General features: G+C 43.0%; 27 protein-coding genes. 4 read left to right on the top strand and 23 right to left on the bottom strand.

Annotated features, from left to right (window positions below; translation table 11 throughout):
• Positions 1 to 22: 22 nt before the first annotated feature.
• The 8 genes from D8801_RS00410 to cdaA all read right to left on the bottom strand — a co-directional run bounded on the left by D8801_RS00410 (position 23) and on the right by cdaA (position 8,205).
• Entirely contained in the window at positions 23 to 1,894 is a 1,872-nt protein-coding gene (locus tag D8801_RS00410; protein ID WP_125847061.1) for an ABC-F family ATP-binding cassette domain-containing protein, read from the bottom strand.
• Complete coding sequence (locus D8801_RS00405) at positions 1,891 to 3,090, bottom strand: CCA tRNA nucleotidyltransferase (RefSeq protein WP_125847059.1); 1,200 nt, start codon at positions 3,088 to 3,090, stop codon at positions 1,891 to 1,893. The genes D8801_RS00410 and D8801_RS00405 overlap by 4 nt, the downstream gene beginning before the upstream one ends.
• Complete coding sequence (gene dapB, locus D8801_RS00400) at positions 3,087 to 3,854, bottom strand: 4-hydroxy-tetrahydrodipicolinate reductase (protein WP_125847057.1); 768 nt, start codon at positions 3,852 to 3,854, stop codon at positions 3,087 to 3,089. Before dapB ends, D8801_RS00405 begins: the two co-directional genes overlap by 4 nt.
• A gap of 39 nt (positions 3,855 to 3,893) precedes the next feature.
• Positions 3,894 to 4,742 (bottom strand): DegV family protein, encoded by an 849-nt coding sequence (locus D8801_RS00395; protein ID WP_125847055.1) that lies wholly within the window; start codon positions 4,740 to 4,742, stop codon positions 3,894 to 3,896.
• Between the two features lie 2 nt (positions 4,743 to 4,744).
• Positions 4,745 to 5,119: a DUF1149 family protein gene (locus tag D8801_RS00390; protein WP_001050092.1), complete on the bottom strand. Its 375-nt coding sequence runs from the start codon at positions 5,117 to 5,119 to the stop codon at positions 4,745 to 4,747.
• A 73-nt stretch (positions 5,120 to 5,192) separates the two neighbouring features.
• Positions 5,193 to 6,545: a phosphoglucosamine mutase gene (gene glmM, locus D8801_RS00385; protein WP_125847648.1), complete on the bottom strand. Its 1,353-nt coding sequence runs from the start codon at positions 6,543 to 6,545 to the stop codon at positions 5,193 to 5,195.
• Between the two features lie 30 nt (positions 6,546 to 6,575).
• Positions 6,576 to 7,361 (bottom strand): CdaR family protein, encoded by a 786-nt coding sequence (locus D8801_RS00380; RefSeq protein ID WP_125847053.1) that lies wholly within the window; start codon positions 7,359 to 7,361, stop codon positions 6,576 to 6,578.
• Entirely contained in the window at positions 7,348 to 8,205 is an 858-nt protein-coding gene (gene cdaA, locus D8801_RS00375) for a diadenylate cyclase CdaA (protein WP_125847051.1), read from the bottom strand. The genes D8801_RS00380 and cdaA overlap by 14 nt, the downstream gene beginning before the upstream one ends.
• Positions 8,206 to 8,341: 136 nt before the next feature.
• Between cdaA and D8801_RS00365 the strand changes: the two genes are divergently transcribed.
• Positions 8,342 to 9,310, top strand: a complete 969-nt coding sequence (locus D8801_RS00365; protein WP_125847049.1) for an NAD(P)/FAD-dependent oxidoreductase — start codon at positions 8,342 to 8,344, stop codon at positions 9,308 to 9,310.
• Positions 9,311 to 9,342: 32 nt separating this feature from the next.
• On the opposite strand, the gene whiA is transcribed toward D8801_RS00365, so the two are convergent.
• From whiA to D8801_RS00315, 9 genes are all read right to left on the bottom strand, one after another.
• Positions 9,343 to 10,254 (bottom strand): DNA-binding protein WhiA, encoded by a 912-nt coding sequence (gene whiA, locus D8801_RS00360; protein WP_125847047.1) that lies wholly within the window; start codon positions 10,252 to 10,254, stop codon positions 9,343 to 9,345.
• A complete protein-coding gene (locus D8801_RS00355; protein ID WP_001231057.1) occupies positions 10,251 to 11,228 on the bottom strand; it encodes a YvcK family protein in 978 nt (325 codons plus the stop codon). Before D8801_RS00355 ends, whiA begins: the two co-directional genes overlap by 4 nt.
• Positions 11,225 to 12,115, bottom strand: a complete 891-nt coding sequence (rapZ, locus tag D8801_RS00350) for an RNase adapter RapZ (protein WP_125847045.1) — start codon at positions 12,113 to 12,115, stop codon at positions 11,225 to 11,227. Before rapZ ends, D8801_RS00355 begins: the two co-directional genes overlap by 4 nt.
• Before the next feature lie 51 nt (positions 12,116 to 12,166).
• Complete coding sequence (locus tag D8801_RS00345) at positions 12,167 to 12,547, bottom strand: RidA family protein (protein ID WP_038805523.1); 381 nt, start codon at positions 12,545 to 12,547, stop codon at positions 12,167 to 12,169.
• Positions 12,548 to 12,555: 8 nt separating this feature from the next.
• Entirely contained in the window at positions 12,556 to 13,143 is a 588-nt protein-coding gene (yihA, locus tag D8801_RS00340) for a ribosome biogenesis GTP-binding protein YihA/YsxC (protein ID WP_125847043.1), read from the bottom strand.
• An 8-nt stretch (positions 13,144 to 13,151) separates the two neighbouring features.
• Positions 13,152 to 14,384, bottom strand: a complete 1,233-nt coding sequence (gene clpX, locus D8801_RS00335; RefSeq protein WP_002874765.1) for an ATP-dependent Clp protease ATP-binding subunit ClpX — start codon at positions 14,382 to 14,384, stop codon at positions 13,152 to 13,154.
• 201 nt (positions 14,385 to 14,585) lie between these two features.
• Positions 14,586 to 15,092 (bottom strand): dihydrofolate reductase, encoded by a 507-nt coding sequence (locus D8801_RS00325; protein WP_125847039.1) that lies wholly within the window; start codon positions 15,090 to 15,092, stop codon positions 14,586 to 14,588.
• 117 nt (positions 15,093 to 15,209) lie between these two features.
• The gene (gene cmk, locus D8801_RS00320) at positions 15,210 to 15,884 is read right to left on the bottom strand and encodes a (d)CMP kinase (RefSeq protein ID WP_125847037.1); all 675 of its coding nucleotides are present in this window, start codon (positions 15,882 to 15,884) and stop codon (positions 15,210 to 15,212) included.
• A gap of 9 nt (positions 15,885 to 15,893) precedes the next feature.
• Positions 15,894 to 16,388: an SAG1386/EF1546 family surface-associated protein gene (locus tag D8801_RS00315; protein WP_061417164.1), complete on the bottom strand. Its 495-nt coding sequence runs from the start codon at positions 16,386 to 16,388 to the stop codon at positions 15,894 to 15,896.
• Positions 16,389 to 16,433: 45 nt separating this feature from the next.
• Here D8801_RS00315 and D8801_RS00310 point away from each other — a divergent pair, with 45 nt between their 5' ends.
• Positions 16,434 to 16,637, top strand: coding sequence for a ferredoxin (locus tag D8801_RS00310; RefSeq protein WP_002874767.1), 204 nt, complete (start codon positions 16,434 to 16,436; stop codon positions 16,635 to 16,637).
• Between the two features lie 82 nt (positions 16,638 to 16,719).
• On the opposite strand, the gene D8801_RS00305 is transcribed toward D8801_RS00310, so the two are convergent.
• The 6 genes from D8801_RS00305 to D8801_RS00280 all read right to left on the bottom strand — a co-directional run bounded on the left by D8801_RS00305 (position 16,720) and on the right by D8801_RS00280 (position 23,827).
• Complete coding sequence (locus D8801_RS00305) at positions 16,720 to 17,703, bottom strand: glycosyltransferase family 2 protein (protein WP_185758475.1); 984 nt, start codon at positions 17,701 to 17,703, stop codon at positions 16,720 to 16,722.
• Positions 17,687 to 18,706 (bottom strand): UDP-glucose 4-epimerase GalE, encoded by a 1,020-nt coding sequence (gene galE / locus D8801_RS00300; RefSeq protein ID WP_061417166.1) that lies wholly within the window; start codon positions 18,704 to 18,706, stop codon positions 17,687 to 17,689. Before galE ends, D8801_RS00305 begins: the two co-directional genes overlap by 17 nt.
• A gap of 101 nt (positions 18,707 to 18,807) precedes the next feature.
• On the bottom strand, positions 18,808 to 19,911 hold the full coding sequence (locus tag D8801_RS00295) for an NAD(P)/FAD-dependent oxidoreductase (RefSeq protein WP_185758474.1): 1,104 nt from the start codon (positions 19,909 to 19,911) through the stop codon (positions 18,808 to 18,810).
• A gap of 16 nt (positions 19,912 to 19,927) precedes the next feature.
• A complete protein-coding gene (locus tag D8801_RS00290; RefSeq protein WP_125847029.1) occupies positions 19,928 to 20,725 on the bottom strand; it encodes a Nif3-like dinuclear metal center hexameric protein in 798 nt (265 codons plus the stop codon).
• Positions 20,712 to 21,389, bottom strand: coding sequence for a tRNA (adenine(22)-N(1))-methyltransferase (locus D8801_RS00285; protein ID WP_125847027.1), 678 nt, complete (start codon positions 21,387 to 21,389; stop codon positions 20,712 to 20,714). The genes D8801_RS00290 and D8801_RS00285 overlap by 14 nt, the downstream gene beginning before the upstream one ends.
• Positions 21,390 to 21,490: 101 nt before the next feature.
• Entirely contained in the window at positions 21,491 to 23,827 is a 2,337-nt protein-coding gene (locus D8801_RS00280) for a cation-translocating P-type ATPase (RefSeq protein WP_125847646.1), read from the bottom strand.
• 133 nt (positions 23,828 to 23,960) lie between these two features.
• Between D8801_RS00280 and D8801_RS00275 the strand changes: the two genes are divergently transcribed.
• Positions 23,961 to 24,710 carry a lysophospholipid acyltransferase family protein gene (locus tag D8801_RS00275; RefSeq protein ID WP_125847025.1) on the top strand — a complete coding sequence of 250 codons (750 nt, stop codon included), beginning with the start codon at positions 23,961 to 23,963 and terminating at the stop codon, positions 24,708 to 24,710.
• A 224-nt stretch (positions 24,711 to 24,934) separates the two neighbouring features.
• Complete coding sequence (locus D8801_RS00270; protein WP_084945881.1) at positions 24,935 to 26,299, top strand: LPXTG cell wall anchor domain-containing protein; 1,365 nt, start codon at positions 24,935 to 24,937, stop codon at positions 26,297 to 26,299.
• Positions 26,300 to 26,554 lie beyond the last annotated feature (255 nt).

Below are 26,554 nucleotides of genomic sequence, written 5' to 3'. Positions count from 1 at the left end.
GAGACGGGATTTTTCTATTCTTCTAGCTATCAAAATCACTTAAATATTCATAGCGTTCGTATTTTTCAAGAAGTTCTTCGTTTTTTTCATCGAGCTCTTTCTGAAGTGTTGCAAGTTTACCAAAATCAGAGCCATTTGCCTGCATCTCCTCTTCAATAGTAGCGATACGATTTTCCAAGTCTTCAATATCGCCTTCAATGCTTGCCCACTCCTGCTTTTCTTGATAGGTCATTCGCTTTTTGTCTTCACGAACTCTAACCACTTTTTCTTTCTCAAGCTTTTGAGATTGGCTAGTAGCTTCTGCTTCAAAGGCCTTTTCGTCAAGGTAATCAGTGTAATGGCCAAAGAAAGTACGGATGTTTCCATTCTCAAAGGCGAGAATCTTGGTCGCTACCTTATCCAAGAAATAACGGTCGTGGCTAACTGTCAAGACAGGACCCGCAAAGCCCTGCAAGAAATTCTCCAAAACTGTCAAGGTTGCAATGTCTAGGTCATTTGTCGGCTCGTCCAAGAGAAGTACATTTGGTTTTTCCAAGAGCAGTTTGAGGAGATAGAGGCGTTTTTTCTCGCCACCAGACAATTTCTCAATCAAGGTTCCATGGGTCGAACGTGGGAAAAGGAACTGCTCCAGCAATTCTGTAATAGAAGTTGTAGAACCACCGCTAGTCTTGACCTCTTCTGCTACTTCCTGGAGGTAGTTGATGACCCGTTTGCTTTCATCCAATCCTTCGATTTGTTGAGAGAAATAAGCGATACGAACGGTTTCCCCTATCACAACTTGACCTGCAGTCGGCTCAAGACTTCCTGCAATCAGATTAAGAAGAGTTGATTTTCCAACACCGTTGTCCCCAATGATACCGATACGGTCTTTGGCCTGCACCAAGAAGTTAAAATCTTGTAAAATCGGCTTGTTCGCATAAGCGAAGGAAACATCTTTAAACTCGATGATTTTCTTACCAATCCGACTGGTCTCAAAGTTCATGGTTAAGTCTGTCTCAGTAGGATTATCTGAAACTTCCTTTTTCAAGTCGTGGAAACGATTGATACGAGCCTGCTGCTTGGTCGCACGCGCTTGCGGTTGTCTACGCATCCAAACTAATTCTTGCTTATAGAGTTGTTCTTTTTTGTGGAGAAGAGCCGCATCGCGCTCATCTTGTTCAGCCTTGAGACGAACATAGTCCTGATAATTGCCCTGATATTCGGTCAAGCCTGCTCGGTCCAACTCGAAAATCCGCGTTGATAGTGCATCTAGGAAATAGCGATCGTGGGTGATAAAGAGAACCGTCTTCTTGGAATTTTTCAAAAAGAGAGTCAGCCACTCAATGGTCGAAATATCCAGGTGGTTGGTCGGCTCATCCAGTAACAAGAGATCGTGGTTTCCTAGGAGAACTTGTGCCAACTGAACCCGTCTTCTTAGACCACCTGACAATTCTCCAACAGGAGTAGATAAGTCCTGAATCCCCAGCTTGCTGAGAACGGTCTTGACCTGACTCTCGATTTCCCAAGCTTGGAGAGAATCCATCTCCGCCATGACCCGTTCCAAACGAGCCTGCTTGTCCTCACTGTAGTTGAGCATGATCAACTCATACTCACGAATCAGCTGAATTTCCTTGAGGTCGCTGGATAGAACCGTATCCAAAACCGTCTTGCTATCATCAAAATCTGGATTCTGGGTCAAGTAGCCAATCTTGTAGTCATTCTTAGCTGAAAAGGGACTAACATCGCCATCAAAACCAGAAACGCCTGAAAGGACGTCCAAAAGGGTGGTCTTACCCGTTCCATTGACACCAATTAGACCGATTCTATCCAAGTCATGGATGATAAAGGAAATATCCTTAAAAACGGTCTTGTCTCCGACGGATTTGCTTAGTTTTTCAACGATAAAATCACTCATTTTTTCTCCTTCAGGTAAGCATGGATGGCATCACGGTCATTCTCCAAGTTACCATCAACAATGGCATACTCAATCTCTGTTAAAATCTCTCCCAAGTCTGGCCCAGGCTGGTAACCATATTCCTTGATCAAAATGCCACCGTTAATCTTGATTTCTTTCTTGTCATGAATGGTCAAACTCTGATAGGTTTCTGTGATGGCTTGTGGGTTGACTTCTTTTCCTTGAGCCTGTCTAAGATTTTCAACCTGTAAAAGCAAATCTAAGTCAAAGCGGTAACAATCGCGCTTGCTCAATTCTCCCTTTTCACGCAAGGTCAAAATAGTCAGTAAATCCTGAACTTGCTTAGCAAACTGGCGTGAGGTCTTCCAAGCCTTCAAAAATGGCTGCGCATTTTCAATATCCAAAGTCCACAGTAGAGCCGCCCAAGCTTGCTCTGAAGATTCAAAGGTGAAATCACTCTCTAAATCAAACAATCTTTGGAGCTTTTCTCGACTGTCTGCCATATCAGGGAGATAATCATAAGCTTGGCTCTCAATCATGGAAGACAGGCCAACTCGCCAAAAAGGTGCCAGCAAGAGTTTATCAAACTCAACGAAGGTGCGCTCCACAGAAATCTTCTCCAAGAGCGGCGTCAAGGATTTCATCGCTTCAAATGTTTCTTGCTCAAGTTCAAAACCAAGACTGGCCTGAAAACGGAAACCACGCATAATACGTAGAGCATCTTCATTGAAACGTTCACTAGCCACTCCAACTGCTCGCAAGACTTGATTTTTCAAATCTTCTAAACCATGGAACAAGTCAATGATTTCACCTGTCTCATCCAAGGCAAAGGCGTTGACTGTGAAATCACGACGTTTGAGGTCTTCTTCTAGCGAACGCACAAAAGAAACCGCACTCGGTCTGCGATAGTCCACATAGACATCCTCCGTCCGAAAGGTAGTTACTTCATACTCTTCATCGCCATCTAAGACCAAGACTGTTCCATGCTCAATTCCGATATCTACAGTTCTTGGAAAGATTTTCTTGGTTTCCTCTGGATAAGAAGAGGTCGCAATATCCACATCATGGATAGGGCGATTGAGGATAGCATCTCTGACGGAACCCCCAACAAAATAGGCTTCAAAGCCTGCTTCTTTAATTTTTTCTAATACTGGTAAAGCCTTCTGAAATTCAGAAGGCATTTGTGTTAATCTCATAATAAGTGTTCTAATCCATAGACAAGCTCATGACGCTTGACAACTTCTTTGATTCCCAAATTCACCCCTGTCATGAAGGAGCTGCGATCATAGGAGTCATGACGAAGAGTCAATCCTTCTCCCTGATTGCCAAAGATGACTTCTTGATGGGCTACCAAGCCTGGTAGACGGACTGAGTGGATGCGCATACCATCAAAATCAGCACCACGAGCACCTGAAATCAGTTCTTCCTCATCAGGCGCACCTTGCTGGATTGATTCCCGAACTTCCGCCATCAGCTCAGCCGTTTTAATGGCTGTTCCACTCGGAGCATCTTTTTTCTTGTCATGATGGAGCTCGATAATCTCCACATTTGGGAAATATTTGACAGCCTGCGCCGCAAATTGCATAAGCAAGACAGCTCCCAAAGCAAAGTTAGGGGCAATCAAGCCACCCAAATCTTGTTCACGGGAAAATGCTTTTAGTTCTGCAATTTCTTCACTAGTAAAGCCTGTTGTTCCAACTACTGGAGCGAAGCCATTTTCAAGAGCAAAGCGTGTATTTTCGTAGGCAACGGCTGGTGTGGTAAAATCTACCCAAACATCCGCTTCAAAACCAGCCAAGTCAGTCTTATCATTGAAGACAGGAATTCCCTGCCATTCTGACTCAGACTCAAAAGGATTCAAAACTGCGACCAAGTCCAAGTCTGGATCAGCCAAGACCATCTGACAAGCGGCTTGACCCATCTTTCCCTTAAAACCGGCAATAATTACTCGAATACTCATCTCTACTCCTGTCTAAGATACAAAGCTTGTAAGAACAATTTAGACGATTGGTGTATAGCTCAAGGCAATACTGCCTTCTCCAAGGTGGGTTCCAATGACACTACCAAAGCTAACAATTGGAATCTCAGAAGTCACACCACTCTCAATCAAGAGTTGGCGCAAATCTGCCGCCTTTTGAGGTGCGTTACCATGAATGACTGTAATACGGTAGTCCCCATCTTTTGTCAACTCTTTGATGATTTCCACCAAACGTTTAGTTGCCTTCTTTTCCGTACGAACTTTTTCGTAAACTTCAATCACCCCTTGGTCATTAAAGTAGAGGATAGGCTTGATACTGAGGAGATTCCCTAAGACAGCTGCCCCATTTGACAAACGGCCTCCCTTAACCAAGTGATCAAGGTCGTCTACTATGATAAAGGCTGAATTATCAGCAATTTGGATAGCCAACTTCTCCTGAATCTGGGCAAAATCATCGCCCTGTTCTGCCCATTCAAAGGCACTCTCCACCATAAATCCTAGAGGGGAACTTGTGATATGGGTATCTGGAAAGGCAATGGTCAAGCCATCATACTCATCCAACATGTATTGGATGTTCTGATAAAAGCCTGAAATTCCTGATGAAAGAAAGAGGCCCAAGACATGGGTATAGCCTTCATCTTTCAAGGAACTTAGAATCTCATCCAATTTGGCAATACTTGGTTGACTAGTTTTAGGCAATTCTGCAGACTGAGCCATTTTTTGATAAAATTCCTCAGCAGTCAGATTCACACCTTCGACATACTCCTCCCCATCGATATTGACAGGAATATCCAAGATAAATAGATTCTCTCTTTGCAGCGTCTTCTCCTCTAAATAGGCTGAAGAATCTGTAATGACAGCTAATTTCATGACTAAAACTCCAAATTGATCCCTGGAAGATCCAAGGCGATTTCTGTTACTTCATACGTCAAACGGTTAAGCATGTTCAAACATGGACGTGCCAAGGTTTCAACTTCTTCTTGGTTAAATTCACTTGGTTCGTTGACAATACGACCTTCCACATGGTTAACTTGAGAAATTGTTCCGCTGATGACGAATTTGTCAAAGACAATCATGAAACTCAAGATAACAACTAGCGAAGTCACTTGGTTTTCTTGGTCATGTTGGAGTAGCTGAAAGTTCACGTCTACCTTGGTTTCAGGAGCTCCATTTTCATTTTCCCATTCAAAGTTACGAGCATCAAAGTGATACTGGCTAACAAATTCTTGTTCTCGTTTAAGATTCATTTTTCTCTCCCATTGCTACAATTTACTATGCAATTGTACCACATTTTTATCATTTCATCTAGTTTTCTAGGTTTTAGTCAATACCGATTTCATCTTTAACCACAGCAGCAATCGTATCTACATAGTAGTTGACTTCTTCTGTTGTAGGAGCTTCCGCCATGACACGCAAGAGGGGTTCCGTTCCACTTGGGCGAACTAGGATGCGGCCGTTGCCTGCCATTTCTTCTTCCATCTTTTCGATAATCGCTTTGATGGCTGGTACTTCCATGGCTTTTTCTTTCATGGCATTTTCCACTCGGATATTGACCAGTTTTTGTGGGTAAATCGTCACTTCTGATGCCAGTTGAGACAAGCTCTTACCTGTTTCTTTCATGATCTTAGTCAATTGGACAGCTGATAATTGACCATCACCTGTTGTATTGTAATCCATCAAGATAACGTGACCAGACTGTTCACCACCAAGGTTGTAGCCTGATTTTCTCATTTCTTCAACGACATAGCGGTCACCAACAGCAGTCACTGCTTTGTTAATGCCAGCACTATCCAATGCCTTATGGAAACCAAGGTTAGACATGACGGTTGTCACGATGGTGTTTTGAGCCAACTGGCCTTTTTCAGAAAGGTATTTCCCGATGATGTACATGATCTTGTCACCATCAACGATATCGCCATTTTCATCAACAGCAATCAAGCGGTCACTGTCTCCGTCAAAGGCCAAACCAATAGCTGACTGGCTTTCTTTGACCACTTCTTGAAGAGCTTCTGGATGTGTAGAACCCACATTCAAGTTGATATTAAGACCATCTGGTGTCTCACCAATAACTGTCAACTGGGCACCCAGATCAGCGAAAATCTGACGGGCACTTGTAGACGCTGCACCGTTTGCTGTGTCCAAGGCCACTTTCATTCCCTCAAGAGGAGTTCCAGTTGAAACAAGGTAGCCCTCGTACTTACGTAAGCCTTCTGGATAGTCCACTAAGGTTCCCAAGCCTTCGGCACTTGGACGAGGAAGAGTGTCTTCTGTAGCATCTAGCAAGGCTTCAATTTCTGCTTCTTTGTCGTCGTCAAGCTTAAAGCCATCTCCACCAAAGAACTTAATTCCATTATCAAGGGCTGGGTTGTGACTCGCTGAAATCATGACACCCGCACTAGCTCCCTCAGTTTTAACCAAATAAGCTACTGCTGGTGTTGCAAGGACACCGAGTTTGTAGACGTGAATCCCTACTGAGAGGAGACCCGCTACCAAGGCAGATTCTAGCATTTCTCCTGAGATACGTGTATCACGTCCTACAAAGACTTTAGGGGCTTCCGTTTCGTGTTGACTGAGGACATAACCTCCAAAACGACCCAATTTAAAGGCCAATTCTGGCGTCAATTCTACGTTTGCTTCTCCACGGACTCCATCAGTCCCAAAATATTTACCCATTTTGTTAATCATCCTTTTCTACTATTTTGTTTATTCTTGTTTAGACGAGTCTGGTTTCGTTTCTGAACTCGTTGAAGACGAACTGCCCTCTGAGGAACTTGTTGACGAGTTACTCGAACTAGACGCTGCTGTTTTTGTTGTAATTTTCATTGTAGTGTCAAATGGCATAATGACGCTTGGCAAGACATTTCCATTTTTATCGACTGCTTGTAGAGGAACAGAAGCCGAATAGTTACCTGTTATCCGTTCACTCGTTGGCAAGATGGCAATGACACGATCTACTCTAGAGAGAGTTTCCTCATCACTAGTAACCGTTACTTTTTCATCTGACACAGTGACTGTATCAATTTTCACACGAGAATCAATCTGGCTAGGGTCAATCTCCGGCACAACGATTACATTATCTCGTTTTGCTTTTTTACCGACCTTGACTGTTATCTTTTGCGGAGTTGCAACAGCGGTCAAACCACTCGGTAAATTTTCAATGGTTAGAGGAACTTCGATGGTCCCTACACTGGCATTGGTTAAGTCAGCTTTGACCTTGAATTTTCGAGTACTTTCCTGCATCTCACTCGCCAAAGCAACTCTGTTTGACCCAGTCAGAAAGACGGTCACTTCAGATGTAAAACCACTAATAAAGTACTGATCACTGTCATACTGAATATCAATTGGGACATTAAGAACTGTGTTTGTATAAGTCTCCGTCCGCACCTGTCTGGCACTATTATTATTCTGATAGTTTGTTGAAGTCGCATAGATAAAAAGGATGCAGGCGAAAAAGAAGGAAGAAATAATATAAAGACTATTTTTTCTCATGTTTCAATCCTCCTAGCAAACGATCTTTCAGACCTTGTTTTTTCTCTGATGTTGGAAGCAAGATTCTTCTTAACTCCGATTCAAACTCTTCCAAGGTCAAATCGTGCTTAAAGACTCCATTATAGGTGATTGAGATTCCACCTGTTTCCTCCGAAACCACAAAGGTAAGAGCATCCGATACTTCCGACAAACCAATCGCCGCCCTATGCCGTGTTCCAAACTCTTTGGAAATCTCTGTATTTTCAGTTAGTGGCAAGTAGGCTGAAGTAACAGCAATCCGATCTTCTCGGATAATGACCGCTCCATCGTGCAAGGGAGTGTTAGGAATAAAAATATTGATGAGCAATTCAGCTGAAATCTTGGCATCTAGGGAAATCCCCGTCGAGATGTATTCCTGTAAAGTTCTCACTCGCTGAACAGCTACCAGAGCACCAATTTTACGCGGGCTCATGTATTCGACTGATTTCACAAAGGCACGAATCATCTGCTCTTCTGCACTAATAGGTGCATTGGAGAAGAAATCAGTAGCCCGGCCCAACCGCTCTAGACCCGTCCGAATCTCCGGTGAAAAGATGACTACTGCTGCAATGACCCCATAGGTGATGATTTGATTGATCAACCAAGAAATGGTCGTTAAACCAATCATATTGGAGAGAATTTGAGCTAGAATGAAGACCAAAACTCCCCGCACCAAGATCATGATTTTAGTCCCTGCAATGGCCTTTGTAAAATGATACAAAATGTAAGTCACAATGAGAATATCAATCAGATTGGTGACTATACTCCAAGGACTTGAAAACAAACTCGTCCAGTACTGTAAATTGGATAATTGTTGAAAATTCATCCTTGGCCTCCTCCCTGTCAAAACACGTTCCGTCCTATTATACCATTTTCTAACAATTTTTTCCCTATCCTACTTCATTTTAATTTGATTAAAAATATGATAAAATAAACTGACTAGAAAAAACGAAGGAGAAATCATGTCTCAACTCTATGACATTACCATTGTAGGTGGCGGTCCCGTCGGTCTCTTTGCTGCCTTTTACGCCCACTTACGCCAAGCCAAAGTCCAAATCATCGACTCTCTTCCCCAGCTCGGTGGTCAACCAGCCATCCTCTACCCTGAGAAGCAAATCCTTGATGTGCCAGGTTTTCCAAACTTAACTGGAGAAGAGTTGACCAATCGCTTGATTGAACAGCTAAACGGCTTTGAAACACCTGTTCATCTCAACGAAACCGTTCTTGAAATCGAGAAACAAGATCAAGGTTTTACAATTCAAACCAACAAAGGAAGCCACCTGACTAAAACAGTCATCATTGCCATGGGTGGTGGCGCCTTTAAACCACGACCGCTTGAATTAGAGGGTGTTGAGGACTATGAAAATATCCACTACCACGTTTCCAACATTCAGCAATATGCTGGCAAGAAAGTGACCATCCTTGGTGGTGGGGACTCAGCAGTGGACTGGGCTCTAGCTTTTGAAAAAATTGCGCCAACTACACTTGTTCACCGTCGAGATAACTTCCGCGCCTTGGAACACAGTGTGCAAGCTCTACAAGAATCATCTGTAACCATTAAGACACCGTTCGTTCCTAGCCAACTCCTTGGAAATGGAAAAATACTCGATAAACTGGAAATCACAAAAGTTAAATCAGATGAAACTGAAACTATTGAGGTAGACCACCTCTTTGTCAACTATGGTTTCAAATCATCTGTCGGCAATCTTAAAAATTGGGGTCTGGACCTCAACCGTCACAAGATTATCGTCAACAGCAAGCAAGAATCCAGCCAAGAGGGTATCTATGCCATTGGGGACTGCTGCTACTATGAAGGTAAGATTGATTTAATCGCTACAGGACTGGGTGAAGCTCCAACTGCTATTAACAATGCCATCAACTACATCGACCCTGACCAAAAAGTGCAACCAAAACACTCAACAAGTTTATAAGAAAACAACCACGGATTGAACAATCCGTGGTTTTATAGTTCATCTGCAATCTTGTTTATTTTTCTGAGTCTGTGATTGACACCACTTTTAGTCAGGGGATTGCTCAGGCTATCTGCCAACTGCTGGATAGAGTAGTCTGGGTGCTGAATTCGCAACTGCGCTACCTCTTGCAAATCCACGGGTAAATTTTCCAAACCCATTCTATCTTTGATTTTACTGATATTGTTGATAGTCTTCATACTAGCAGAAACCGTTCGAGCGATATTGGCTGTTTCAGCGTTATTGGCTCGATTGAGATCATTACGGGTTTCACGCAAAATCTTGACGCGCTCAAAATTATCACGCGCCAGCATGGCCCCAATCACGATCAAAAAATCCATGATGTCTTCTGCACGTTGGAGATAGGTAACTGCACCTTTCTTGCGCTCAATAACCTTGGCGTCCAGCAAAAACTGCTGAAGGAGAGAGGCCAGTCCTTGGGCATGGTCCAGATAAACAGAACTAATCTCCAACTGGTACTTGCCAGACTCAGGATCTCGGATGCTACCATTTGCCAGAAAGGCCCCACATAAGTAAGCACGTCCAGCCTCCTCATCTGCTAAAATATCAGGATCGATGCCTGTTTCCAAACCAAAGAAGGAATCCGCAAGCCGCAAATCAGCTAAAAGCTCCTGCACCCTCTCATCTGTATAGACCGTATAGACACGATTCTTACGAAGATTGCTTCTCTGATGGTGTCGAATCTCAGACTTAATCTCATAAAAATGGAGAAAGGACTCATAAAGGTGCCGAGCTAACTTAGCATTTTCAGTTACAACTGACAAGGTCAAGCCTGAAGTCGAGAGACCAATACTACCTGACATCTTGATGATGGCCGACAGTTCATAACGACTGAGATGGTGTTGACCAAGAATTTCCTCTTTTACTGCAACTGTAAAACTCATTTTCTCACCTGAATGATGCGCATCAATTCATCCACAATCAAATCCCCATCATGGAAGGCTCCTCCATTTTCCAAACGAAGGAAGTTGGATGAAATCACACGAGGGACCTGCTTGCAAAGACCAGCAAAGTCATGCTCCACCTGAACCAAATACTCATCAAAACGGTTGGTATTCATGTATTCTCTAGGAACCTTCTCGATATTGACCAAGACCGTATCAATAAAAGGCCGACCTAAGTGTCGATGGAGGACTTCCACGTGGTCACTGTCTGAAAAGTGCTCTGTTTCCCCACGCTGGGTCATGATATTGCAGACATAGGCTATCTCCGCCTTGGTCTCTAAGAGAGCCTGCCCGATCTCCTCGATGACAATATTGGGCAAAATCGATGTAAAGAGGGAACCAGGCCCCAAGACGATCATGTCACTCTCGAGAATGGTATTGACTACTCGACGGCTGGCTTGGGGTGTTTCATCATCCAAGGTATTGGTCACATAGACATGGTCGATCATACCTGGATGATCTGCAATGTGGCTCTCACCTGCCACCTCAGAACCGTCTTTAAAGACTGCATGCAGTGTCAAAGGATGATCGCTTGAGGGGTAGATCTTTCCTGTTGTGTGAAAGAATTTACTGAGTAATTGCATAGCATTGTAGGTAGATCCTTGCATCTCAGAAAGGCCTGCTATGATGATATTTCCTAGCGGATGACCCGCAAAAGCGCCAGCCTCTTCTGAGAAACGGTACTGAAAAACCTTCTCATAAAACTTAGGCATATCTGACATGGCTACCAGAACATTACGAAGATCACCTGGTGGTGTCAGCTGTTGGATATTCTTTCTTAGCTCACCAGAAGAGCCACCATCATCAGCTACCGTTACGATGGCTGCGATGTCAACATCCTTTTCCCGCAAACTTTTTAAAATGACGGGGATACCAGTTCCTCCACCAATCACCGTTATTTTTGGTTTTCTCATGAACGGTTTACCGTTTCCTTTCTTCGGTCTTTGTCACGATGGCTTTCATTAACAGGCCAGTTTTTAGCAAGGTCCTCAGCGATTCGTTTGGCAAAGGCAACACTACGGTGCTGTCCACCTGTACATCCTACTGCGATGGTTAAAACAGACTTGCCTTCTTTTTTGTAACTTGGCAAAATGGGTTCAATCAAGGCGAGTAAGTGCTGATAGAAACTTTCAGACTCTTCATGATTCATCACATAGTCATAAACTGCTTGATCCTCACCTGTCTGATTACGGAGCTCCGGAAGGTAGTATGGGTTTGGCAAGAAACGAACATCAAAGACCAAATCTGCATCAATAGGGATACCATACTTGAATCCAAAAGACATGACTTCGATACGGAAAGACTGGGCTTGTTCCTGGTCCGAAAATTGCTCTGCAATGGTTTTACGAAGTTCACGAGGAGTGAGTTCTGTCGTATCCACCACGTTTTGACTCATATTTTTCAAAGGTGCCAAGAGTTCACGTTCTAGCTTGATGCCATCTAAAATCCGACCATCTGCTGCTAGAGGGTGACTTCTTCTAGTTTCCTTGTAACGAGCGACCAATTCCTTATCTGCTGCGTCTAAAAAGAGGACTTTGAAGTCCAAATCGTCTTGGTTTTCCAATTCATCCAAAACAGCCTGAATCTCTGAAAAGAAAGAACGGCTCCGCATATCGACTACCAAGGCCAGTTTGTGGTCATCATCCTTGGTCTCGACCAACTGTAAAAACTTCGGCAAGAGGGCTGGTGGCATATTGTCAATGGTGAAATATCCCAAATCCTCGAAGGACTGAATGGCTACCGTTTTCCCTGCACCACTCATCCCTGTTACAATCACTAGGTGAAGTTGTTTTTTTGTCATCTATCTCTCCTTATATCAAAAAAAGTTTGGCAGAGCCAAACTTCAACTAGCTTATCCAATCTCTGCGATCACTTCAATTTCGACTTTTACATCACGAGGAAGACGTGCAACTTCCACAGCTGAACGAGCTGGAAATTCCTCTTTAAAGGCCGTTTGGTAAACCTCGTTAAAAGGAACAAAGTCATTCATATCGCTCAAGAAGCAAGTTGTTTTGACAACATGGTCAAAGTCTGTTCCTGCTTCAGTCAAAATAGCACCGATATTTTTCAAAACTTGCTCTGTCTGTTCTTGGATCGTTTCTCCAACTATTTCCCCAGTTTCAGGTGAAAGAGGAACTTGACCGCTAGCAAACAAAAGATTGCCAACGATTTTTCCTTGAACATATGGTCCAATAGCCTTTGGAGCTTTGTCTGTATGAATTGTTTTTGCCATTATTTTCCTCATAATTTTTCTAAAATAGCATTCCAAGCCTGATCCATCCCTGCCTTGCTGACAGATGAAAAGAGGATGAAGTCGTCACTTGGGTCGAAGTTTAATTTCTTTTTGATTGCTGATTCGTGCTTGTTCCATTTACCACGAGGAATCTTATCCGCCTTGGTCGCAACGATGATAACTGGAATCTCGTAATACTTGAGAAATTCGTACATCTGCACATCATCTGCAGACGGGTCATGACGGAGATCCACTAGACTGACAACCGCACGGAGATTTTCCCGAGTCGTTAGGTACTCCTCAATCATGCGCCCCCACTTTTCACGTTCCTTTTTAGAAACGCGGGCATAACCATAGCCAGGTACATCCACAAAACGCATCTTGTCATCAATGTTAAAGAAGTTTAGAAGCTGAGTTTTCCCAGGTTTCCCTGATGTACGGGCTAGATTCTTGCGGTTGAGCATGGTGTTGATAAAGCTGGACTTGCCAACATTTGAACGACCTGCAAGGGCAATCTCTGGCAGTTCATCCTGCGGATAGTGGGACTTGTTGGCCGCACTGAGCAAGATTTCAGCATTGTGTGTATTGATTTCCATAGTCACCTCTAGGCTGTTTCTAGGATTGGCTTTTCCGTTCCGTCAACAGCTTCTTTTGTGATGCGGACCAATTTCACATTTTCCTGACTCGGTACTTCAAACATAACATCTAGCATGGTTTCTTCGATGATGGAGCGAAGACCACGCGCCCCAGTTTTGCGTTCGATAGCCTTATTTGCGATTTCTTGAAGGGCTTCATCGTCAAATTCCAACTCAACATCATCATAAGAAAGCAAGGTTTGGTATTGTTTGACCAAGGCATTTCTTGGCTCTTTCAAGATACGAACCAAGTCATCGACTGTCAATTGCTCAAGAGCAGCAAAGACAGGCAAGCGTCCAATCAACTCTGGAATAATACCGAATTTTTGAATGTCTTCTGCGATGATTTCTTGCATGTAGGAGCTGTTTTCATCAATCGCTTTATTATTTTGGCCGAAACCAATAACTTTTTCACCCAAACGTTGTTTAACGATTTCTTCGATGCCGTCAAAAGCACCACCCACGATGAAGAGGATATTCTTGGTATCCACCTGAATCATCTCTTGTTGTGGATGTTTGCGTCCACCCTGAGGAGGTACGCTGGCTACAGTCCCCTCGATAATCTTGAGAAGAGCTTGTTGCACCCCTTCACCAGAAACGTCACGTGTGATAGACACATTCTCGCTCTTCTTGGCAATTTTATCAATTTCATCCACGTAGATAATCCCACGTTCTGCACGTTCGATGTTAAAGTCAGCGGCCTGCAAGAGTTTGAGGAGGATATTTTCCACATCCTCACCCACATACCCAGCCTCAGTCAGAGCTGTCGCATCCGCAATAGCAAAAGGCACATTCAAGCTCTTAGCCAAAGTCTGAGCAAGGAAGGTTTTCCCAGAACCAGTTGGGCCAATCATCAAGATGTTTGACTTCTGCAAATCCACATCTTCTGACTCTTCACGCGTATCGTGGAAATTGATGCGTTTATAGTGATTGTAAACCGCCACTGCCAAGGCACGTTTGGCACGATCTTGACCAATCACATAGTGATTTAAGATATTGAGGAGTTCGATTGGTTTTGGTACTTCAGACAAGTCTGCCAAAACTTCCTCGGCCAACTCCTCCCGAATGATTTCCTGGGCCAACTCCACACATTCATTACAGATAAAGGCGTTGTTCCCAGCGATTATTTTCTTTACTTCTTCTTGGCTTTTGCCACAAAATGAGCAATAAACCATCATATCATTTTTCCTATTTGTAGGCATGATTTCCTTCCATTCTAATTTATCATTCTATCTAAAATAAGGTCATATAAAAAGCGTGGACACTGTTCACCAGATTGGTAAAAGCATTCAACCAGAGTAAGGCAGACAGTCCATAGCGCTTCTTACGAAAAGCCTGTGCTCCAGTCAAAATACAGATTATACACAAAAAAGCTGTAAAAAATCCAAATATACTGCGCTCCATTAGACTTCCTTTCTATCTCGGTATTCGATGGTAAAATCATAGTCGTTTTTCTCATCTCGGGTATAAGATTTGCTTGCGACTGTCTCAAAACGAGACAAGTCAAACTCCTCAGGGAAATAGGTATCTCCCTCTACCTGAGTATGAATCTGCGTCACGATGATTTCATCTAAATAGGGCTCAAAAGCCTGAAAAATCTGTTTTCCACCAATGATATAGAGATTTTTTTCCTGACTCTGATACCACGCTAAAACAGACTCCACATCTTGAAACACTAGCGCACCGTCCACGACTTCGTCACTGTTTCGTGTCAAAATCAAGGTTTGGCGTTTGGGAAGCAGACGACGCCCCATTCCATCAAAAGTCACTCGTCCCATCAAGATGGCGTGGTTCAAAGTTGTTTCCTTAAAATGTTGTAATTCTGCTGGCAAATGCCAAGGAAGACGGTCTTCTTTACCAATCACACCTTTTTCATCTTGGGCCCAAATGGCTACGATTTTCTTTGTCATGCTTCCATCCTTTTCATTGATACTACTATTTTATCAAAAATCTCCCAAAAAGACTGTTTTCAAATGCTCCCAAAGAGAGAAAAGAAGCAGGCTAGCCTTAGCCTGCTTCACCTGCCACTAGGACATGCGTTTTTTTGCTTCTGATTTAATTTTTTCGACCACTTCTTGGATACTTAATCCAGTTGTGTCAAGGTAAACTGCATCCTCAGCCTGTTTGAGAGGTGAGGTTTCACGGTGACTATCCTTGTAGTCACGCGCAGCAATCTCTTCTTTCAGCGTTTCAAGGTCTGTTTCAATCCCTTTAGCAATATTTTCCTTGTAACGACGCTCTGCTCTTTCATCAACAGAAGCCACTAGAAAAATCTTGAGTTCAGCTTGTGGTAAAACAACTGTCCCGATATCACGCCCATCCATGACGATACCACCTTGCTGAGCAATCTCTTGCTGGAGAGAAACCAGTTTCTCACGTACTTCAGGAATGGCAGCAATGCTTGAAACCTTGTTGGTCACTTCATTTTCACGAATCGGATGAGTAATATCAACATCCCCTACAAAAACAAGTTGCTCACCTGTTTCTGAACGACCAAAACTAATAGGGTGTTGGTTAAGAAGCTCAAGAAGTTGGTCTACATTTCCTGCATCCAACTGGTGCTTGAGCGCTATATAAGTCGCAGCACGGTACATAGCGCCTGTATCGAGATAAGTGTAACCAAAATCCTTAGCGACAATCTTTGCGACCGTACTCTTACCACTGGAAGCAGGACCATCAATAGCAATTTGAATTGTCTTCATTTCCGACTCCTATCTAGTCTTGATGACATCACCTGGGTTGGCAAACCAGGTTCCTGATGACATATGAGAAGGATTCAGAGCTTCTAGCTGGGCAATGGAAATCCCTGCACGCTGAGCGAGAGCTGCTTCTCCTTCTCCAGGTTGCACAGTAAGCGTTCCTTCACCCTCTGTGTGTTCTTCTGAACTGCTCTCTGAAGATGTTGATTCTTTCGTTTCTTGAGCTTTACTAGTAGAGGAAGAAGACTCTTCCACTTTAGAGGTTGACGATGGAGCTGAAGAATCATAAAAATCCTTCAAAGCTGCCGTGCGGTTACTTCCTCCAGTAGAAAGGTAAATCAATACGACAACCATCGCTACAACGATTACAAAGAAGAGGCTAGCTAGAATGGTCAAGACACGATTGGCAACAACACCTTTTCCTTTTTGTTTACGGTGACGACGCTCTAATCTTGTTTCTTCTTCTCTGTTGTCATAAATATCTTCTTGCCACGGTTCTTTTTCCATACCTTACTCCTTGTTTTTTTTGCATTTTCTTATTACAATATAAATATGAAAGTCACACTTATACCCGAACGGTGCATCGCCTGCGGGCTTTGCCAGACCTATTCTGAACTCTTTGATTACCATGATAATGGAATCGTTCGATTTTACGATGATCCAGTTGAATTGCAAAGAGAAATCGCTGAGACCAGCGATGTTCTGGAGGCCATCAAAAATTGTCCTACACGTGCACTTCTCAAAGATCCGTCATAGTTTAAAAGGGAAATTGATACTGTAGATTCTTTTTATCGCTTTAATCCCTTCATCTACTAGTTTAGCATATTTCTAGGTAAAATTATAGTCTTTTCTGGTTATTTTTCCCTTCGAAAATAGAAAGATCACTTTTTTCTTTGACGAGATAGAGTGGTCTTTTTTTGGTCTCTAGATAAATCTTGCTGATATACTTACCGAGAATCCCAATCGTCAGGAGTTGAATCCCTCCGAGAAAGAGAATAACAGCCATCAGAGAGGTCCAGCCAGATGTCGGATTCCCCAAAATAAGGGTCCGAAACACCACAAAAACAGTCATCATAAAAGAAATAAAACAAGATAGAAGTCCCGCTACAAAGGCTATACTCAAGGGAAAATCTGAAAAGTTGAGAATCCCTTCAATCGAGTAGAAAAAGAGCTGCCTAAAACTCCAACTGGTCTTGCCAGCCTGTCTTTCGACATTTGGATAGTCGAGATAGTGCGTTTTAAAGCCCACCCAAGCAAATAGGCCCTTAGAAAAACGATTGGACTCGGTCAAGGCTAAAATAGCATCCACCACAGATCTTCTCATCATCCGAAAATCACGGACACCCGAGGGCAGAGCTACGGGGCTGATTTTTTGCATGAGGCGGTAAAAGAGATCGGCACAGAAGCTACGAAGGAAGGGTTCTCCCTCCCGACTGGTTCTCCGTGTCCCAATACAGTCTAAATCTGCATTCTGGTCTAGTAAGGCTTTCATTTCAAGCAACATACTAGGAGGATCCTGGAGGTCTGCATCCATCACTACCACTAGGTCTCCAGTCGCATGCTGCAAGCCTGCATACAGAGCCGCTTCTTTCCCAAAATTTCTCGAGAAAGAGATATAATGTACCGCAGGATTTTGTACCCGATAGGCCTTCAAAAGCTCCAAAGTGCCATCGCTTGAACCATCATCCACAAAGACATACTCGATCTCTGCTCCTAATTCTGGAAGCAGTGCTTCAACAGACTGATAAAAAAGAGGAAGTACTTCCTCTTCGTTTAAACAAGGGACAATGATTGAAATCATCATCTTAGTCTTCAAATCCATTTGGATGCTTGCTTTGCCAACGCCAGGCGTCTTCACACATTTGGGTGATGTCGAGTTCCGCTTCCCAACCGAGTTCTGCTTTAGCTTTTGCTGGGTCTGAGTAGCAGGCAGCGATATCACCTGGGCGGCGTTCTACGATGCGGTAAGGAATTGGGCGTCCCACTGCTTTTTCCATGTTTTGGATAATTTCAAGAACTGAGTAACCTTTACCAGTTCCAAGGTTATAAACATTAAGGCCTGAACCTTTTTGGAGTTTTTTCAAAGCTGCAACGTGACCTTTGGCTAGGTCTACAACGTGGATATAGTCACGAACCCCGGTTCCATCTTCTGTATCGTAATCATCTCCAAAAACTTGTACTTGTTCTAGTTTGCCCACTGCTACCTGTGAAACATAAGGCAAGAGATTGTTTGGAATGCCGTTAGGATTTTCTCCCAAGTCTCCACTTTCATGCGCTCCGATTGGATTAAAGTAACGAAGCAAGACCACATTCCATTCTGAGTCTGCTTTGTAGATATCGGTCAAAATTTCCTCTAGCATGAGTTTGGTACGACCGTATGGATTGGTCACTGAAAGTGGGAAATCTTCTAGAATTGGTACAGTATGGGGATCACCGTAAACTGTCGCAGAAGAACTGAAGATGATATTCTTACAGTTGTTTTCTTCCATAGCTTTCAAGAGGCTTACTGTACCAGCGATATTGTTGTCATAGTAGGCAAGAGGGATACGTGTTGATTCACCAACAGCCTTCAAACCAGCAAAGTGAATAACACCAGTCGGCTCTTCCTGCTTGAAAATATCTCTGAGGGTATCTGTATCACGGATATCTGCCTCATAGAAAGGCACCTCAACTCCTGTGATTCTTTCAACAACTTCTATACTTTTACGGTTGCTGTTGACAAGATTATCCACCACAACAACTTGATGACCTGCTTGGATCAACTCAATCACAGTGTGGGTTCCGATAAAACCAGCTCCACCAGTTACCAAAATCTTTTCTTGCATCTTTTTTCCTCGATTCTCGGATTATTTTTTCTTATTTTATCATTTTTGATAGGGAATGTCATTTGCCATCCTAAACTACCTGATAAAATTTCAGTAAAATTTTATTCACTTTTTACTCGTTTGACATAGTTTGCAATTGGATAGTTTACTGGATCCAAGGTCAACTCCTTGTCTTGGACCAGCTGGGCTAGATGGTAACCGATGATAGGACCCGTTGTGAGGCCTGATGAACCTAGTCCACTGGCTGCATAGACATCTGCTAAGCCTGGCACTTGCCCAAAAAACGGGGAGAAATCACTGGTATAGGCGCGGATTCCTACACGCTCACCTGATGATTTTGCTTCTGCCAAGGCTGGGTAGTGAGGCAAGGCGGCTTCCTCCATTTGTTGGAGCAAGCTTTCATCCACTGTCAAGTCAAATCCCATGTCATTTTCATGAGTAGCGCCTAAGGACAATTTCCCACCTGCAAAAGGGATCAAATCCCACTCTCCTTCCGGCATGACAACAGGGTAGGATTCCATGTCTTGGGCAAGCTGATAATCTCGGAGCTGTCCTTTTTGGGGACGAACATCTACCTCATATCCTAAAGGCTCCAAAATGTCTCCCAACCAAGCTCCCGTTGCCAAAATAACCTGATCAAACACTTCTTCACCAATCTGGTAACCTGATGATAAAGGTGTCAGATTCACTTTTTCTTTGACCAGTTTGACTTGACTGGCTTCTAGCAAACGAGTCACTAAGAGCTGGCCATCTACTCTTGCACCACCAGAAGCATAGAGCAGGTGGTCAAATCCCTGCAAACCAGGGAATAATTCATTTGCAGACGCTTGGTCTAGAATGGCTAACCGGCCTATCAAGGGAGATTCTTCCCTACGCTGGAGGGCTAGTTCATAGAGTTCTTCCAACTTGGATTCATCCTTTTTCAAGAGAAAAACTCCCGAACGCTGGTAAAAATCGATTTTTTCCCCTGACTTTTCTAAATCAGCCAACAAATCCACATAAAAGTCAGCCCCCAAGCGTGCCATCTTGTACCATGCTTTATTGCGGCGTTTTGAAAACCAAGGACTGATAATCCCCGCTGCTGCCCTGGTTGCTTGACCCTGTCCATGGTCAAAAACGGTTACCTCTAGGTCACTTTCTTTCGAGAGGTAGTAGGCAGTTGCTGCCCCTACAATCCCTGCTCCAATAATGGCAACTTTTTTCATTGTCTTCACCTTCTAACTAGATATGGTGGAAAGGATTGGTCGATGCCTGACTAGGCAAGATATCAATTGTCCAGCCACATTCTGCCTTCCATTGATTAAGGAGGTCAGCGATTTTTTCCACAAAAAGCACTTCGATATAATGTCCTGGATCCAATGCCATCAGACCATCAGACAACATATCCTGAGCTGTGTGGTAGTAGATGTCACCAGTAATATAGACATCTGCCCCCTTTGCCAAAGCATCAGGATAGAAAGACTGACCACTACCACCACAGATGGCTACTCTTGAAATTTCTTTCAGCAAATCACTCTCTTGATAATGCACCATTCGAAGGCTATCTAGACCAAAGACTTGCTTGACATGCTGGGCAAATTCCCCAAATGTCTGAGGCTGAATATTCCCAATACGACCAATCCCACGTTCTGGGCCTGTCTCCTGTAGATAAGTCGTCTCCTCAATGCCTAGCATCTGGCAGAACCAGTCATTGAGACCATTCTCTACAATGTCGATATTAGTATGACTGACATAAACGGCAATGTCATGCTTGATAAGGTCGATGTAAATCTGATTTTGCGGACGGCTGGCTACCAAGTCCTTGATGGGACGAAAGATAGGCGCGTGCTTAACGATAATCAAATCCACACCCTTTTCAATAGCCTCTGCCACCGTGTCTTCACGAATATCAAGGGCAACCATGACCCTTTGGATATCCTTGTCTAAAGTACCGATTTGCAGGCCACGACTGTCACCCTCCATTGAGAATTCCTGAGGGCAAAAGGCTTCATATGCGTTAATTACTTCACTTGCTAGCATGGAGCACCTCCTTGATGGCTTGAATTTTATCTACTAGAACTTGACGTTCCCCCAGATTTTTTTCTGGAATTTGGTTAAGGGCAAATTCTAGCTTAGCTGCTTCTTTGTGCCATTTTTTGATAAAGACTGGGCTGACTTCTTTGGACAAGAAGGGACCAAAGCGGACATCACTGGCTGATAGCTTCATTTGTCCCACTTCCACCACCAAAATCTCATAAAACTTACCAGCTTCTTCTAGAATGCTTTCATCCACAATTTGAAAACCATTGGCTTGCAACCAAATGCGCAAGTCGTCTTCACGATTATTGGGCTGGAGGATTAAACGCTCTACATTAACTAGCTTTTCCAAACCTTCTTGCAATATGGTAGCAATTAAACGGCCACCCATACCAGCAATGGTGATAACCGAGACTTGGTCAGCCTCTTCAAATGCCGCTAAGCCATTGGCTAAACGGACTTGGATTTTCTCCTTTAGACCGTGAGCCTCAACATTTTTAACCGCAGACTGGTAAGGACCTTCCACCACTTCCCCTGCAATGGCGCTTTTGATTTGGCCTCTCTCAACTAACTCGATGGGCAGATAAGCATGGTCACTTCCCACATCAAGTAACACAGCACCTTGGGGCACAAAGGACGCCACTAATTCTAATCTCTTTGAAATCATCTTCTCTCACTTTCCAAAACTCTGTTACCTCTTATTATACCATATTTCAGCTAGCAATCTTGCACCTAAAAAGACCGCAATCCACAGATTGCAGCCTTTCTTTATTTTCTAGCTTGATAACGACTGGTTAAGATAAATACCACAGTAAAGACAGCCATCATGACAAGATAAACAGGGAATGTTTGTCCTGTCAAGGTCGAAATTTCAAGCAGTTTCTGGATTCTTGGGAAGAGAGCTGTGACCAGGAAGCCTCCTACAGACCAAACAACCAAGAGAAGACGCCAGAGGGTAAATGGCATGCAGGCTCTAAATACAGATAAGAATCCGATAGAGCCTAAGAGATAATAGAGTAGGGTTGAGATTTCTATCTCAGACCAACCTTGACTCGCTCCAAATATTTTCACAAAAAGGACACTAAATATGATCATGAGTGCACTTGGTAGGGCGCGAAGCATGGATCTTCTGAGGAAATTTGGCTCAACAGGTTTGATATTTCGCTCAAAAGTCAGAACGAATGGTGGGAAACCTTCCACGAACTGGTCAATCATGGTAATCTGGATTGGAATGAAGGGGAAAATCAAAATCCACTCAGACCGTCCCAGAAGAACACTAGCAATACAAATCACCGCGAGCAAAAAGGAATAAATCGTCTTGATCAAGAAAATCGGTGCGATATGGGCGATGTTATTGACCACGCGACGACCTTCAAAGAGAATCTCTGGAACATCATTGAAGTCTGAGTTCAAAAGAACTAGATTGGCAATCTGACGAGTCGCAGGATCTCCCTCAGCCATCACGATAGAACAATCCGCCTCACGAAGAGCCAGAATATCATTGACTCCGTCCCCTGTCATAGCTGTTGTATGCCCTGCTTTTTTCAGCGTTTGGATGATGAGTTTCTTTTGATGAGGGGAAACACGACCAAAAATTGCTGTTTCCTCAGCTATGGCAATCAATTCCTCATCCGTGATTTTCGAACAATCTACATAGCTGTGATAGTCGGCAAAACCAGCTTTCTGGGCAATACTGGACACTGTAACGGGATTGTCACCAGAGATAATCTTGAGTCCCACTTCCTGAGAACGGAGATAGTCCAGCGTCTCAGCTGCTCCTTCTCGAATGGGGTCCAAAATCTCCAGCAAGGCCAGGGCCTGAATATCAGATGGTTTCTGTGGTTTGTGATGATCTAGTTTTTCCTGACTGAGTGCCAAGACCAAGACTCTTGATCCTCTCTCCAAGGCCTCTCTGGCTTCAGGGACTTCAGAGTCCAACAACATCTCAGGCGCCCCTAAGAAAACTGTCCCTAGACCTTCCAATTCCATAGCCCCCCACTTGCGGTCGCTAGAGAAAGGAAGATTCGAAAGCATGGGATAGGCTACCTGTCCTTTGAAACGCTGGCGAATGGCTTGAGCTGTTGGATTTTTATCCTCACTATGGGCAATATAGCTGGTCAAAATACTGGCAATAGCCTCGTCACCATAAGTTTCCGTCAGTGGAAGAACAGCCTCCACTTGCATCTTTCCTTGGGTGATGGTCCCCGTCTTGTCCAGACAGAGAATATCCACACGGGCCAGGGTTTCGACAGAGTACATCTCCTGCACCAAGACCTTTTTCAAGCCCAGCTTGATCACCGCAGTCAAGAGCGAAGTAATGGTCAAAAGGGCGATTCCTTTGGGCAACATCCCCAAAAGGGCTGTTGACGAATTTACAACGGATGACTTAAGGGGCAAACCTTTTAAAATCAAGGCTTCTAGCAGGAGAGCTAGACCAAAGGGAATGATAATCTTCCCAGTAAAACCCGCTAACTTGTCCAGCGATTTCATGATACGGGAGTTGATTGGTTTCACTGTCTTAGCTTCCAGCATGAGTTTGGCAGCATAGTTTTCTGCCCCGACATGGTGAACTTGAGCCAAAACTGCGCCACTAGCTAGGAAACTCCCTGATAAAAGCAAGGCATCCACTTCCTTTTGTACTAAATCACTCTCCCCCGTTAACATGGCTTCATTGACTTCCGCAAAGCCTTCCAGAACTAGAGCATCACTAGGAATCTGCTCCCCAGCAGACAAACGAATGACATCTCCTAGAACCAACTCTTCTGGATCGAGAGCAACTTCTTGACCCTCACGAATGGTTTTGACTTTTTCCTTGGTCATGAGATTGAGCTTGTCCACCATGTGTTTAGCCCGCAGCTCGGTCACAATCCCAGAAAAAGCGTTAAAGCAGATAACGGCAAAGAAGACCAGATTGCTCCAAGCCTGCACAAAGGCCAGCGCTAGAGCAATAACAAAGTTTAAAGCGTTAAAAAGTGTAAAAACATTTCGTTTAAAGATTTGCCAAGTACTGGTACTGGCCGAAGCGGTAAAGTCATTGACCAAACCTTGAACCTGTCTTTCCTTGACTTCTCTTTGGGTTAATCCCATTATCTTATTTTTATCCATAAATTCTATCATATCATTTTTTCTAGCAGAATTCTAATCTCATCCAAAAACTGTTGGCTGACAACTGAAAAAGTTTGCCAGTAGTCTTTTGATAAGGTATAATAATAAAAGCAATACAATCGAAGGAGATCTCATGTTTTATACTTATTTGCGTGGACTAGTCATGCTGATCTTGTGGTCCATCAATGGCAATGCCCACTATCACAATACTGATAAAATCCCTAGTCAAGACGAAAACTATATCCTCGTCGCTCCTCATCGTACCTGGTGGGATCCTGTTTACATGGCCTTTGCGACCAAGCCAAAACAGTTCATCTTTATGGCCAAAAAAGAGCTGTTTAACAACCGCATCTTTGGCTGGTGGATCCGTATGTGTGGCGCCTTTCCTATCGACCGGGAAAAACCTAGTGCCTCTGCCATCAAGTACCCTATCAACGTCCTCAAGAAAAGCGACCGCTCTCTCATCATGTTTCCAAGTGGGAGCCGTCACTCAAACGATGTCAAGGGTGGAGTTGCCTTGATTGCCAAAATGGCTAAGGTCCGTATCATGCCGGTTACCTACACAGGTCCCATGACCTTGAAAGGCTTGGTTAGCCGTGAACGTGTCGATATGAACTTTGGAAATCCTATCGATATCTCAGACATCAAGAAAATGAATGATGAAGGGATTGAAATGGTTGCAGACCGTATCCAAGCAGAATTCCAACGTTTGGACGAAGAAACCAAGCAATGGCACAATGATAAAAAACCAAACCCACTCTGGTGGTTTGTCCGAATCCCTGCCCTCATCCTTGCTGTGATTGTTGGTATCCTAACGATTATCTTTACCTTCATTGCAAGCTTTATCTGGAATACAGATAAGAAGAGAGAGTCTCTTGGTTAAGACAATGAGAACCGCTACACAAAAACTCGATTTTAAGAGAAAATCCAGCAAGCCTTTCCATAAGAAATGCGTAGCATCAATGTTTTTGGACACTTGATGCTATGCATTTTTATGATCTTTATCCCTGTATAATCAGAAGAAAACTCTACATTCTATATAGAAATTTTTTGACAAATTACTTTGATTTTGATATTATATTATTAAAAAAGGGGAGGATTTTTATAATGAATCATAAACATTCTTTATTCGGGAAGTGCAAGTCTGTTTTATTGACGGTTGCTCTAGCGTCTGCCTTTACAGCAATGGGACAAGTTGATGCTGATGAGGTAAAGAATCCAAGTCAAGTTGCTAATGATCTTGCTCAAGTAGGTTCAAATGAACTTTCCACTAAAACTACTCAAACTAATCAACAAATTTCCGAAACAGTTAAGGAGATTCAAGATAAAGTTAATGTCTCTGTAGTACCACTTGATAAAGCTCAACCTGGTGATATAGTTAAAGTAACTACTACTTCAACGGACGCCAAGGTAGATACTAAAGAAAACACAGCTGGTACAGAAGCAACTGCCAAAGCAGAGACTTCTGTAAGTGTTGAAACAACTCATTTAGCTGCTAAGGGAACTGCCGTTGGAGAAAAGACACCTGTTACAACAACAAAGACTGTTACAGATCACGTTAATACAGATGACTATGTAGCTAATGTTACTCAAACTATCAAGAAAACTACATTTGAAAAAGTTTTGAAAGAAGCAGATGTAATAATTACTAAACAAGCGGCTGGTTCTGCAGATATCGTCTTTACTATTGATAAGTCAGTTTCAATGGATTCTTCTATTCAAAATGTTGTACAGAATATCGAGAACTTTGTCCGTGATTTGGCTAATAAAAAAGTTGATGCTCGTCTTGGCTTAATCGCGTATGAGGCTGCTGACAATGTTCAATATTTCGATTTTAATGGATCTAAATTCACTAAGAATGTAGAGGAGTATATTAAGGCGCTTAGATCTATTCGAACATACGGCGGAACAGAAGAGCCTACAGTCCCTCTACATCATATTGCAACCTCAAAAGATTATGATTGGTCTACAGCTTCTAATAATCGTCGTTTTGCATTCTTAATTACTGATGAAAGTATTGATTTCCGTACTCCAGGCATTCCAACAGTAGAAGAGACTCTGAAAGCTCTTAAAGCAGCAGATATTTCTCTATCAGTTGTAGGGATGAGATACACAGAATCGACCTTCAAACCTTTAGTTGAGGGGACAAAAGGGCTTTATCTTAATATTAATCAAGAATTTTCTAGTCTTTTAAATCGTGATTTTACAAATCATGTTGTTAAGACTGTCCAAGAAGGACGTGTTTACCGCATCGTAACAGAGAAATATGACTTCTTAACAGAGGCGCATGTCGTACTTAAACCAAAACCTATCGGAAGCACAAAGGCAGTTTATCATACTTCTACGCTTTCTAATAAAGTATCTGAATTACCCAAAACTGGTGAAAAGGCATCTTCTAATTTATCCGTACTTGGAGTTGCCTTAATTGCAGTAGCCTCTGGTTTGACTGTTGGTGTTAAGAAAAAAGATTAAGGAGATCCTTTTCATATAGAAGGTAGAGGAAAGGAGTTTTGCACCATTTAGATTCTTTGCCAACTATAACAAGAAAAATAGTTAACAATGAGAGAGGGCCTCTTGGTCTTCTCTTTTAATATATTCAGAGCAAATTTCATATTCTACTCTATCATCTCAAAAAGATTTTGTCCCTCTTTCTTTAGAAATAAAAGAGTATTTTCTTTTATCGAATAAATTCATGATGAAAATATCAGTCTTCAAAAATACATATTC

Source organism: Streptococcus oralis, from assembly GCF_003943415.1.
Lineage (GTDB): Bacteria > Bacillota > Bacilli > Lactobacillales > Streptococcaceae > Streptococcus > Streptococcus oralis_BJ.
This window is presented reverse-complemented; position numbering and strand designations above follow the sequence as displayed.

Bases quoted from the DNA above. Each gene is read 5' to 3' on its own strand.
- clpX (WP_002874765.1), bottom strand. From the start codon at position 14,384: ATGCCTACAAATAGGAAAAATGATATGATGGTTTATTGCTCATTTTGT.
- D8801_RS00270 (WP_084945881.1), top strand. From the start codon at position 24,935: ATGAATCATAAACATTCTTTATTCGGGAAGTGCAAGTCTGTTTTATTG.
- cdaA (WP_125847051.1), bottom strand. From the start codon at position 8,205: ATGAATTTTCAACAATTATCCAATTTACAGTACTGGACGAGTTTGTTT.
- D8801_RS00290 (WP_125847029.1), bottom strand. From the start codon at position 20,725: ATGCTAGCAAGTGAAGTAATTAACGCATATGAAGCCTTTTGCCCTCAG.
- D8801_RS00280 (WP_125847646.1), bottom strand. From the start codon at position 23,827: ATGGATAAAAATAAGATAATGGGATTAACCCAAAGAGAAGTCAAGGAA.
- dapB (WP_125847057.1), bottom strand. From the start codon at position 3,854: ATGAGTATTCGAGTAATTATTGCCGGTTTTAAGGGAAAGATGGGTCAA.
- galE (WP_061417166.1), bottom strand. From the start codon at position 18,706: ATGCAAGAAAAGATTTTGGTAACTGGTGGAGCTGGTTTTATCGGAACC.
- rapZ (WP_125847045.1), bottom strand. From the start codon at position 12,115: ATGACAAAAAAACAACTTCACCTAGTGATTGTAACAGGGATGAGTGGT.
- D8801_RS00345 (WP_038805523.1), bottom strand. From the start codon at position 12,547: ATGGCAAAAACAATTCATACAGACAAAGCTCCAAAGGCTATTGGACCA.
- D8801_RS00410 (WP_125847061.1), bottom strand. From the start codon at position 1,894: ATGAGTGATTTTATCGTTGAAAAACTAAGCAAATCCGTCGGAGACAAG.
- glmM (WP_125847648.1), bottom strand. From the start codon at position 6,545: ATGGGTAAATATTTTGGGACTGATGGAGTCCGTGGAGAAGCAAACGTA.
- D8801_RS00315 (WP_061417164.1), bottom strand. From the start codon at position 16,388: ATGGAAAAAGAACCGTGGCAAGAAGATATTTATGACAACAGAGAAGAA.
- cmk (WP_125847037.1), bottom strand. From the start codon at position 15,884: ATGAAGACAATTCAAATTGCTATTGATGGTCCTGCTTCCAGTGGTAAG.
- D8801_RS00305 (WP_185758475.1), bottom strand. From the start codon at position 17,703: ATGGATTTGAAGACTAAGATGATGATTTCAATCATTGTCCCTTGTTTA.
- yihA (WP_125847043.1), bottom strand. From the start codon at position 13,143: ATGGAAATCAATACACACAATGCTGAAATCTTGCTCAGTGCGGCCAAC.
- D8801_RS00275 (WP_125847025.1), top strand. From the start codon at position 23,961: ATGTTTTATACTTATTTGCGTGGACTAGTCATGCTGATCTTGTGGTCC.
- D8801_RS00355 (WP_001231057.1), bottom strand. From the start codon at position 11,228: ATGAGAAAACCAAAAATAACGGTGATTGGTGGAGGAACTGGTATCCCC.
- D8801_RS00325 (WP_125847039.1), bottom strand. From the start codon at position 15,092: ATGACAAAGAAAATCGTAGCCATTTGGGCCCAAGATGAAAAAGGTGTG.
- whiA (WP_125847047.1), bottom strand. From the start codon at position 10,254: ATGAGTTTTACAGTTGCAGTAAAAGAGGAAATTCTTGGTCAACACCAT.
- D8801_RS00365 (WP_125847049.1), top strand. From the start codon at position 8,342: ATGTCTCAACTCTATGACATTACCATTGTAGGTGGCGGTCCCGTCGGT.
- D8801_RS00295 (WP_185758474.1), bottom strand. From the start codon at position 19,911: ATGAAAAAAGTTGCCATTATTGGAGCAGGGATTGTAGGGGCAGCAACT.
- D8801_RS00380 (WP_125847053.1), bottom strand. From the start codon at position 7,361: ATGAGAAAAAATAGTCTTTATATTATTTCTTCCTTCTTTTTCGCCTGC.
- D8801_RS00310 (WP_002874767.1), top strand. From the start codon at position 16,434: ATGAAAGTCACACTTATACCCGAACGGTGCATCGCCTGCGGGCTTTGC.
- D8801_RS00395 (WP_125847055.1), bottom strand. From the start codon at position 4,742: ATGAAATTAGCTGTCATTACAGATTCTTCAGCCTATTTAGAGGAGAAG.
- D8801_RS00285 (WP_125847027.1), bottom strand. From the start codon at position 21,389: ATGATTTCAAAGAGATTAGAATTAGTGGCGTCCTTTGTGCCCCAAGGT.
- D8801_RS00405 (WP_125847059.1), bottom strand. From the start codon at position 3,090: ATGAGATTAACACAAATGCCTTCTGAATTTCAGAAGGCTTTACCAGTA.
- D8801_RS00390 (WP_001050092.1), bottom strand. From the start codon at position 5,119: ATGAATCTTAAACGAGAACAAGAATTTGTTAGCCAGTATCACTTTGAT.